This window comes from Pseudomonas sp. ACM7, from assembly GCF_004136015.1.
Classification (GTDB): domain Bacteria; phylum Pseudomonadota; class Gammaproteobacteria; order Pseudomonadales; family Pseudomonadaceae; genus Aquipseudomonas; species Aquipseudomonas frigoris.
Map to the genome: position 1 here is coordinate 4985390 of NZ_CP024866.1, position 9145 is coordinate 4994534.

Genomic DNA, 9145 nt, shown 5'->3' on the forward strand with positions numbered 1-9145 from the left:
ACGCGGTCAAATGTGGGAGCGGGCTTGCTCGCGAAGGCGTCCGACGAAACACCACAATTTTCAGCTAGTGTGCTTCTCCAGCCTTCAATCCCGCCGGCAACGCCTTGGTCAGCAACACCGCCAGCATGCTGATCCCCAGCGCAATCCCGACAAAGTGAAACGCATCGTTGTAAGCCATGATCGACGCCTGCTGATGCGCGATTTCACTGAGCTTGCCCAGCGCTGCCGTCTCACTGCCAAACCGATCCGTCAGCGACGCCATGCGCTCGGCCACCTGCGGGTTGGTCGGCACAATCGCTTCACGTAAATAATCAAAGTAAGTCTTGGTTCGCGCATCCAGTAACGTGGCGAGGAGGGCGATGCCAATCGCGCCGCCGAGGTTGCGCAGGATGTTGAACAGGCTCGACGCCGACCCCGCGTCCTGCGGCAGGATGTAGGCGGTGGCGATCAATGAGATGGTCACCATGATCAGCGGCTGGCCCAGTGCGCGGATGATCTGGATTTGATTGAACTGCGGCCCGGCGAAGTCCGGGTTCAACACCCCCGATGAAAAACTCGCCAATCCAAATAGCCCGAAACCCAACGTGCACAGCCATTTCGGCGAGACGACTTTCATCAGCTTCGGCACCAGCGGAATCAGAAACAGCTGCGGTACACCCATCCACATGATCACTTCGCCGATTTGCAGGGCGTTGTAGTTCTGGATCTGCGCCAGGTACAGCGGCAACAGGTAGATCGAACCGTACAATCCGACACCCATCCCGACACTGGAAATACTCGATAAACCAAAGTTGCGATTGCGCAGGATGCCGAGGTTGATCAGCGGATTGGGTTTGGACGTCTGCACGAGCACAAAGGTGATCAGGCTGACTAGCGCGATGCTGCCCAGGGTTACGATCAGGCTCGATTCCAGCCAGTCCTTGCGATGGCCTTCCTCCAGAAACACCTGTAAACAACCGAGGCCAACGCCGAGCGTGAGAATGCCCAGGTAGTCGGTGCTTTTCAGTAGCTCCCAGTGAGCTTCTTTCTTCTCCAGGCCGTACATCAGACCGGCGATCATGATCAGGCCCGGCGGAATGTTGATGTAGAAGATGTATTCCCAGCCCCAATTCTCGGTCAGCCAGCCGCCGAGGGTCGGGCCGATGGAGGGTGCGAACGTTGCGGTCATGGCGAACATCGCCATGCCTTTGGCGCGGTGGTGTTCGGGGAGTTTGATCAGCGTCAGGGTGAACGCCAGAGGGATCAGCGCGCCGCCGGTAAAGCCCTGCAAGGCACGGAAGACGATCATGCTCTCCAGGCTCCACGCCATGGAACAGAGCAGGGAAGCAGCGAGAAACCCGAGGGACACCCACACCGCCAGCCGCCGCGCCGAGAGCAACTGCACCAGCCACGCGGTCAGCGGGATCATGATGATTTCCGCCACCAGGTACGAGGTGGAAATCCATGAGCCTTCTTCCAGGGTCGCCGACAGCGCGCCTTGAATATCCTTGAGCGACGAGTTGGTGATCTGGATGTCGAGCACCGCCATGAAGGCGCCGAGCATCACGCTCATTACCGCGATCCAGTCCCGCCGGGTCGGTTCGCCGACCGGGCGGATCAGTTGGTCACCGGCCATCGTCAGGGGCGTCTTTAATGTTCACTTTGGCGGTGACCGACATGCCCGGACGAATCTTGCCTTGCAGCGGGTTGTTCGCGGCGAAGGTCAGTTTTACCGGAATCCGTTGTACGACTTTGGTGAAGTTGCCGGTGGCATTGTCCGGCGGCAGCAGGCTGAACTGCGCACCCGAAGCGGCAAACAGGCTGTCGACTCGTGCTTCGATGGGCGTGTTGCTGTAGGCGTCGAAAGTCAGCTCGGCGGTTTGGCCGGGCTGCATGCGGCCGATCTGGGTTTCCTTGAAGTTGGCCTGAATCCAGATGTCCTGATCCGGAACGATAGACATCAGGTAAGCGCCGGCCTGCACGTACTGGCCTTCGCGGGCGGCGCGCTGGCCGACCAGGCCGCTGATGGGCGCGTGGATTTCGCTGCGGGTCAGGTTCAGTTCGGCCTGGGCCAGATCGGTTTTGGCGTTGGCGATCATGGCGTCGAGGCGTTTGATCTCGGCGGCCAGGGAGTTGATTTGTTGGCGCTGACTTTGTGCGTCTGCCTGTGCCTTGGTCACTTGCGAGCGGGCGATGTGGTTGTCGGCGGAGAGGGTCGTCACCCGTTCTTCCGAGACATAGCCGGGTTTGCGCAGGGTTTGCGCGCGAGACAAATCGATCTGCGAACGACCGAGGCTGGCCTGGCTGGAGGCAACTTGCGCGTCGCTGGCGGCAATCAGGCTGGCTTGCTGAGTGAGTTTGCTCTGGGCTTGCAGGCGTTCGGCCTGGCGGGTAGCGAGGGTAGCGTTGGCGCGGTCGACGGCGAGGTGGAAGTCATCGCCTTCGAGCTTGATCAGCAGCTGACCTTTCTCGACGTGCTGGTTGTCCTGCACCAGCACCTGATCAATGCGCGCGCCCAATTGACTCGACACGCGGGTGATCTCGCCCTGGACATAAGCGTTGTCGGTGCTTTCATAGAATCGCCCCTTGAAGAACCACTGGGCGAAAAAGCCCCCGGCAATCAACAGGGCGAGCAGCAGGAAAATAAACAGGCGACGCTTGAGTTGGGCAGGCATGGGCAGACTGTAGTCGAGAAATTGTAAGGAAAGTTATCAGTGGTCAAATCTGGCATACAGCGAATGATGGGTAAATGCCATCGGCTGATAATCGGCCATTCACCAAGGCTGGAGCCCGTTGTAGACGCAACCTTGGCTTAAATGCCCTGCTCACTGGAGCCGGGCGGGCAACGCCTGTTACCATTCGCCCTTTGTTTTATCTTCATTTCGAGACTTGCCATGACCACCGTCCGCACTCGCATCGCGCCATCGCCTACCGGGGACCCCCACGTAGGTACCGCTTACATCGCTTTGTTCAACTACTGCTTTGCCAAGCAGCACGGCGGTGAGTTCATCCTGCGGATCGAAGACACTGACCAATTGCGTTCGACCCGCGAGTCCGAACAACAGATTTTCGACGCCCTGCGCTGGTTGGGTATCGACTGGAGCGAAGGCCCGGACGTTGGCGGCCCGCACGGTCCTTACCGTCAGAGCGAGCGTGGCGACATCTATCAGAAGTACTGCCAGCAATTGGTCGAAAAGGGCCACGCTTTCCCGTGCTTCTGTACGGCCGAAGAACTCGACCAGATGCGCGCCGAGCAAATGGCCCGCGGCGAAACCCCGCGTTACGACGGCCGTGCGCTGTTGCTGTCCAAGGAAGAAGTCGCTTCCCGCCTGGCCGCTGGCGAGCCGCACGTGATCCGCATGAAAGTGCCGAGCGAAGGCGTTTGCGTGGTGCCGGACATGCTGCGTGGCGACGTCGAGATCCCGTGGGATCGTATGGACATGCAAGTGCTGATGAAGACCGACGGCCTGCCGACGTACTTCCTGGCCAACGTGGTCGATGACCACCTGATGGGCATCACCCACGTTCTGCGCGGCGAAGAATGGCTGCCCTCGGCACCGAAACTGATCCTGCTGTACGAATACTTCGGCTGGGAACAACCGGAGCTGTGCTACATGCCGCTGCTGCGTAACCCGGACAAGAGCAAGCTGTCCAAGCGCAAGAACCCGACCTCGGTGACGTTCTACGAGCGCATGGGCTTCATGCCGGAAGCGATGCTCAACTACCTCGGTCGCATGGGCTGGTCGATGCCGGACGAGCGCGAGAAGTTCTCGCTGCAGGAAATGGTCGACCACTTCGACCTGAGCCGCGTCTCCCTCGGCGGGCCGATTTTCGACATCGAGAAACTGTCGTGGCTCAACGGCCAATGGCTGCGTGACCTGCCGGTGGAAGAGTTCGCTTCGCGCCTGCAAACATGGGCGTTGAACCCTGAATACATGATGAAGATCGCGCCGCACGTGCAGGGTCGGGTTGAAACCTTCAGCCAGGTCGCGCCTCTGGCCGGTTTCTTCTTCGCCGGTGGCGTGAACCCGGACGCCAAACTGTTTGAATCCAAAAAGCTGTCGGGCGATCAGGTGCGTCAGTTGATGCAGTTGATCCTGTGGAAGCTGGAAAGCTTGCGTCAGTGGGAGAAGGACAGCATCACCGCAACGATTCAAGCGGTGGTCGAATCCCTGGAGCTGAAGCTGCGTGATGCCATGCCACTGATGTTTGCCGCGATCACTGGCCAGGCCAGTTCGGTCTCGGTGCTCGATGCGATGGAAATCCTGGGTCCGGACCTGACCCGTTTCCGTCTGCGCCAGGCGATCGACTTGCTGGGCGGCGTGTCGAAGAAGGAAAACAAGGAGTGGGAAAAACTCTTGGGCAACATCGCCTGATTCCCACTGTTCTCTGTAGCAGCTGCCGAAGGCTGCGTTGGGCTGCGCAGCAGCCCCTTATGGCAGCAACACAATCTGTCTGAAAGGGCAGGGTGGCCGAATCGCGAGCGCTACGCACTCGAACGCAGCCTGCGGCAGCTGCTACAGGAACGGATACATCCCCGGATTTACGGGGGAGGGCGGTAAGTGATTGTTATGTCGGCAAAAAACTTTGAAATATTTTAAAAATAAGTTTGACAGCTTTCCGATGCGCCATTAAGATTCGCCCCGTCCTCAGCGATGAGGGGCTATAGCTCAGCTGGGAGAGCGCTTGCATGGCATGCAAGAGGTCGACGGTTCGATCCCGTCTAGCTCCACCAATTTACACTTCAAGGTCTGGCCACACCGGCCTTGAAGCGATCAACACTCAGCGTTGATCTGTTGTATAGAAGGGTTTGCGTCCCCTTCGTCTAGTGGCCTAGGACACCGCCCTTTCACGGCGGTAACAGGGGTTCGAGTCCCCTAGGGGACGCCAGTTTTACAGAAGCGATGTTGCAAGATGTCGCTCCGCCGCGAGGCGAAAAATCCGGGGCTATAGCTCAGCTGGGAGAGCGCCTGCATGGCATGCAGGAGGTCAACGGTTCGATCCCGTTTAGCTCCACCAATTTTACAGTTCAAGGTCTGGCCACACCGGCCTTGAATCGATCAGCTCTCAGCACTGATCAGTTGTATAGAAGGTTTTGCGTCCCCTTCGTCTAGTGGCCTAGGACACCGCCCTTTCACGGCGGTAACAGGGGTTCGAGTCCCCTAGGGGACGCCACGATTACCCGCTCTGCGGGATTTTATAAGGGTCATTCAATTTTTGAATGGCCCTTTTGTTTGTCTGGCGTTTGGCCAAATCCCCTATTTCTTTCAAACTGTTCTTCAGACCAGCGGTCACATCCACGACTTGCGAAAAATTATTATGAGAATAATATTCTAGTCGTAATATTCGGAGGCAACGATGAACGATAAAAAAGCTCAAACCCGCGAACGCATCCTCAAGGCTGCCAGCGCTGCGCTGATTCAGCGCGGCCCGGCCGAACCGAGCGTGGGCGAAGTGATGGGCGCGGCCGGCCTGACCGTCGGCGGCTTCTACGCGCACTTCGAAAGCAAGGACGCGATGATGCTGGAAGCGTTCAAGCAACTGCTCGGTCATCGCCGTGGCTTGATCGCCGACATGGACGTCGAATTGACCGGAGAAGAGCGTCGCGCGTTGGTTGCTGCGTTTTATCTGTCACGTAAACACCGTGATTCCTCTGAGTCAGCCTGCCCGATTCCGGCTTCTGTCGGTGAGTTGGGGCGCCTGCCGGACGCGTTTCGCGTGGCGTTGAATGAGCATGTGGAAATGATGGTCGCGCAGTTGGCGGCCAGCCCGGAAGACACCGACAAAGCCTTGGCCGACATGGCCTTGATGGTCGGTGGTTTGGCTTTGGCTCGCGCGTTGGGGCCAGGAGAATTGTCCGATCGATTGCTGCGCGCCGCCAAGTCTGCGGTGCTGTGACCTAAAGGCGTTTGCCTGAGGAGTGAGAGCGATGAGCACGTTGAAGTGGGTTCGTGGCGTTAATGGCACCTTGGGCTGGGTCGCACCAAAACTGGTTGCGAACATAATGCGACTGGCATTCATGACGCCGCGCGAGCTGCCGCCGCGTGATTGGGAATTGCCGCTGCTGGCGAAGTCCGAGCGGATCACCTTGCGCTTCGGTCTCTCGGCACTGCGTTGGGGGCAGGGCCCGGCCGTGTTGCTGATGCATGGTTGGGAGGGTCGGCCAACGCAGTTTGCCAGCCTCATCACCGCGCTGGTCGATGCCGGTTACACCGTGGTGGCTCTGGACGGCCCGGCTCACGGTCGCTCACCGGGCAACGAAGCGAACGTCGTGCTGTTTGCCCGAGCCATGCTTGAAGCCGCTGCCGAGTTGCCGCCGCTGCAAGCCGTCATCGGCCACTCCATGGGTGGCGCCAGTGCCATGCTCGCCGTTCAGTTGGGCTTGCGTACCGAAACCCTGGTCACTATCGCTGCCCCGGCGCGGATTCTCGGCGTGTTGCGCGGTTTCGCCCGTTACGTGCGGTTGCCACCGAAAGCCCGTTCGGCGTTCATTCGTCAGGTCGAGAAAGACGTCGGCATGCGCGCTGCGGCGCTGGATGTCGCGCACTATCAACTCGACATGCCCGGCCTGATCGTTCATGCCGAAGACGACTGCTACGTTCCGGTCAAGGAATCGCAGCTGATCAACGAAGCCTGGTTCGACAGCCGTTTACTGCGCCTGAAAGAGGGTGGTCATCAACGAGTACTGGCTGACCCTCGGGTGATCGAAGGCGTTCTCTCGCTGCTGGCCGGTCGCAGTCTGCAATCGCGCCAATCGGCCTGAGCATCCGTTACACTGCCCCGGTGAAAATTTTCTGACCGGGAGTGGGGCATGGGCTGGGATCGGGCAACGCCATTTATCATTGATCTGGAAGTCGGCGCAGAGGACATCGATGGGCTGGGTCACGCGAACAACGCGGTGTACGTGACCTGGCTCGAACGCTGTGCCTGGCGCCACTCCCAGCGGCTTGGCCTGGACCTGGTCGAGTATCGTCGGCTGGATCGGGCGATGGCGGTGGTGCGGCACGAGATCGATTACCTGGCCGCCGCCTATGAAGGCGATGAGTTGCAATTGGCGACCTGGATCGTCGATTGGGATCAACGCCTGAAAATGACCCGACACTTCCAGTTGAAGCGCCCCAGCGACAACACCACGTTGCTGCGGGCGCAAACCACCTTTGTCTGCATCGAACTGTCGACCGGCAAGCCCAAGCGCATGCCGGCGGAATTCATCGAGGGCTACGGCCCTGCGTTGCAAGTCGCGATCTAATCGGCGCTTTCGAGTAAACTGCCGCACGTTTTTCGTTGAGTGTGTTTTTCATGCAAATTGCTTTGGCGCCCATGGAGGGGTTGGTCGACAACATCCTGCGGGACGTGCTGACCCGTGTGGGCGGTATCGATTGGTGCGTGACCGAGTTCATTCGGATCAACGATCAACTGCTCACGCCTGCCTATTACCACAAGTTCGGCCCGGAGCTGTTGACCGGCGCCCGCACCGCGTCCGGCGTGCCGCTGCGGGTGCAACTGCTCGGTTCCGATCCGGTATGCCTGGCGGAAAACGCCGCGCTGGCCTGCGAACTGGGTTCCGAGGTCATCGACCTGAACTTCGGTTGCCCGGCCAAGACTGTGAACAAGTCTCGTGGCGGTGCGGTGCTGCTCAAAGAGCCTGAGCTGCTGAACCAGATCGTCGAACATGTCCGTCGCGCCGTTCCGGCGCACATTCCGGTGACTGCCAAGATGCGCCTGGGCTTCGACAGCCCGGACGGTGCGCTGGTGTGTGCCACGGCCCTGGCCGAAGGTGGCGCGGCGCACATCGTGGTTCACGCGCGGACCAAAACTGACGGCTACAAGCCGCCAGCCCATTGGGAATGGATCCCGCGGGTGCAGGATGTGGTCAAGGTTCCAGTGTTCGCCAATGGCGATATCTGGAGCGTCGAAGACTGGCGTCGTTGCCGCGAGATCAGCGGCGTCGAGGACATCATGCTCGGCCGCGGGCTGGTTTCGCGCCCGGACCTGGCACGGCAAATTGCAATGGCGCGGGCCGGTGAGGACGTCGTCGAGATGACCTGGGCCGAGCTGCTGCCGCTGATTCAGGACTTCTGGCTGCAAGCCAAGGCGCAGATGACGCCACGCCAATCGCCGGGTCGCTTGAAGCAGTGGCTGGCGATGCTGACCCGCAATTATCCCGAAGCGGTCGAGCTGTTCACAGTGCTGCGTCGTGAGACCGAACTGGATCAGGTCTCGCGTTTACTGGGTCTTCAGGTGTCCGCAGCAGCCTGAAAAAAATCTGTAAATAATCTCTTGAAAAGCAATCAGCGGTCCTTATTTAAGGATTACGCGATGCCGAATTCGGGTCGCGGAGACAAAAAAACTTGCTGATATGTTTCAGGAGATTTGAATCATGAGTACTGCATTTTCCATGGCACCACTGTTCCGTTCCTCGGTAGGTTTCGACCGTTTCAATGACCTGTTCGAAACCGCCCTGCGCAACGAGCCAGGCAGCACCTACCCACCTTACAACGTGGAAAAACACGGCGACGACCAATACCGCATCGTCGTAGCGGCCGCCGGCTTCCAGGAAGAAGACCTGGAGCTGCAAGTGGAAAAAGGTGTGCTGACCATCAGTGGCGGCAAACGTGACGCGAGCGAAAGCGTCACTTATCTGTACCAAGGCATCGCACAGCGTGCCTTCAAACTGTCCTTCCGTCTGGCGGACCATATCGAAATCAAGGCCGCCGGTCTGAGCAACGGTTTGTTGAGCATCGACCTGTTGCGGGTGATTCCGGAAGAGGCGAAAGCCAAACGCATCCCGATCAACGGGACGCAAAAGCCAGCGTTGCAGCACTAAGGCAGAGCAATGAAAAGGGCGCCACTGGCGCCCTTTTTTGTACGTGCGCCAGGCATGGCGCGTTGCGCGCAAGCGCAACCAGCTTGGCTGTGGTGGCCTCGCTGGTGACTTGGAGGTGAAAGTCCTCTACACACCCGGCAAGGGGAAGTGTTAGCCAGAGGCAAGGGTGTCGCGGGTGACCGCGAATCTGAAGGAAGCCCGAGGCAAAATGCTGGCTTGACGAACAGCAAGCGGATAGAGGCGGCGCAGCGGGGTAAAGGGGCGTGTTTCCCTAAAGCCCAATACTTGCACGGGACGCTGCGACGTAGATCCGACAGGCATAAGCAGGAAGGTCGCGCG

General features: G+C 59.3%; 9 protein-coding genes and 4 tRNA genes. 10 read left to right on the forward strand and 3 right to left on the reverse strand.

Annotation, left to right across the window (positions count from 1 at the left end; genetic code table 11):
- Window positions 1-64 precede the first annotated feature (64 nt).
- Window positions 65-1615 (reverse strand): MDR family MFS transporter, encoded by a 1551-nt coding sequence (locus tag CUN63_RS23685; RefSeq protein ID WP_129442991.1) that lies wholly within the window; start codon window positions 1613-1615, stop codon window positions 65-67.
- A complete protein-coding gene (locus CUN63_RS23690) occupies window positions 1605-2654 on the reverse strand; it encodes an HlyD family secretion protein (RefSeq protein WP_129442993.1) in 1050 nt (349 codons plus the stop codon). The genes CUN63_RS23685 and CUN63_RS23690 overlap by 11 nt, the downstream gene beginning before the upstream one ends.
- Before the next feature lie 219 nt (window positions 2655-2873).
- On the opposite strand from CUN63_RS23690, the gene gltX reads away from it, so the two are divergent.
- The 10 genes from gltX (at window position 2874) to CUN63_RS23740 (ending at window position 8806) form a co-directional block, all read left to right on the forward strand.
- On the forward strand, window positions 2874-4355 hold the full coding sequence (gltX, locus tag CUN63_RS23695) for a glutamate--tRNA ligase (protein WP_129442995.1): 1482 nt from the start codon (window positions 2874-2876) through the stop codon (window positions 4353-4355).
- 283 nt (window positions 4356-4638) lie between these two features.
- Window positions 4639-4714 (forward strand) — tRNA-Ala (locus CUN63_RS23700).
- A 79-nt stretch (window positions 4715-4793) separates the two neighbouring features.
- Window positions 4794-4869: transfer RNA gene (locus CUN63_RS23705), tRNA-Glu, on the forward strand.
- Window positions 4870-4922: 53 nt separating this feature from the next.
- Window positions 4923-4998 (forward strand) — tRNA-Ala (locus tag CUN63_RS23710).
- Window positions 4999-5078: 80 nt separating this feature from the next.
- Window positions 5079-5154, forward strand: a tRNA-Glu gene (locus CUN63_RS23715).
- 183 nt (window positions 5155-5337) lie between these two features.
- Window positions 5338-5877: a TetR/AcrR family transcriptional regulator gene (locus tag CUN63_RS23720; RefSeq protein WP_129442997.1), complete on the forward strand. Its 540-nt coding sequence runs from the start codon at window positions 5338-5340 to the stop codon at window positions 5875-5877.
- 31 nt (window positions 5878-5908) lie between these two features.
- The gene (locus CUN63_RS23725) at window positions 5909-6742 is read left to right on the forward strand and encodes an alpha/beta fold hydrolase (RefSeq protein ID WP_129442999.1); all 834 of its coding nucleotides are present in this window, start codon (window positions 5909-5911) and stop codon (window positions 6740-6742) included.
- A gap of 48 nt (window positions 6743-6790) precedes the next feature.
- Window positions 6791-7228 carry a thioesterase family protein gene (locus tag CUN63_RS23730; RefSeq protein WP_123365482.1) on the forward strand — a complete coding sequence of 146 codons (438 nt, stop codon included), beginning with the start codon at window positions 6791-6793 and terminating at the stop codon, window positions 7226-7228.
- A 50-nt stretch (window positions 7229-7278) separates the two neighbouring features.
- On the forward strand, window positions 7279-8238 hold the full coding sequence (locus CUN63_RS23735; protein WP_129443001.1) for a tRNA-dihydrouridine synthase: 960 nt from the start codon (window positions 7279-7281) through the stop codon (window positions 8236-8238).
- A 121-nt stretch (window positions 8239-8359) separates the two neighbouring features.
- A complete protein-coding gene (locus tag CUN63_RS23740) occupies window positions 8360-8806 on the forward strand; it encodes an Hsp20 family protein (protein WP_129443003.1) in 447 nt (148 codons plus the stop codon).
- Between the two features lie 150 nt (window positions 8807-8956).
- Here the strand turns inward: CUN63_RS23740 and CUN63_RS31940 are convergent.
- Window positions 8957-9145, reverse strand: a 189-nt coding sequence (locus CUN63_RS31940; RefSeq protein ID WP_218570133.1) for a hypothetical protein, incomplete at its 5' end; no start/stop codon positions are given.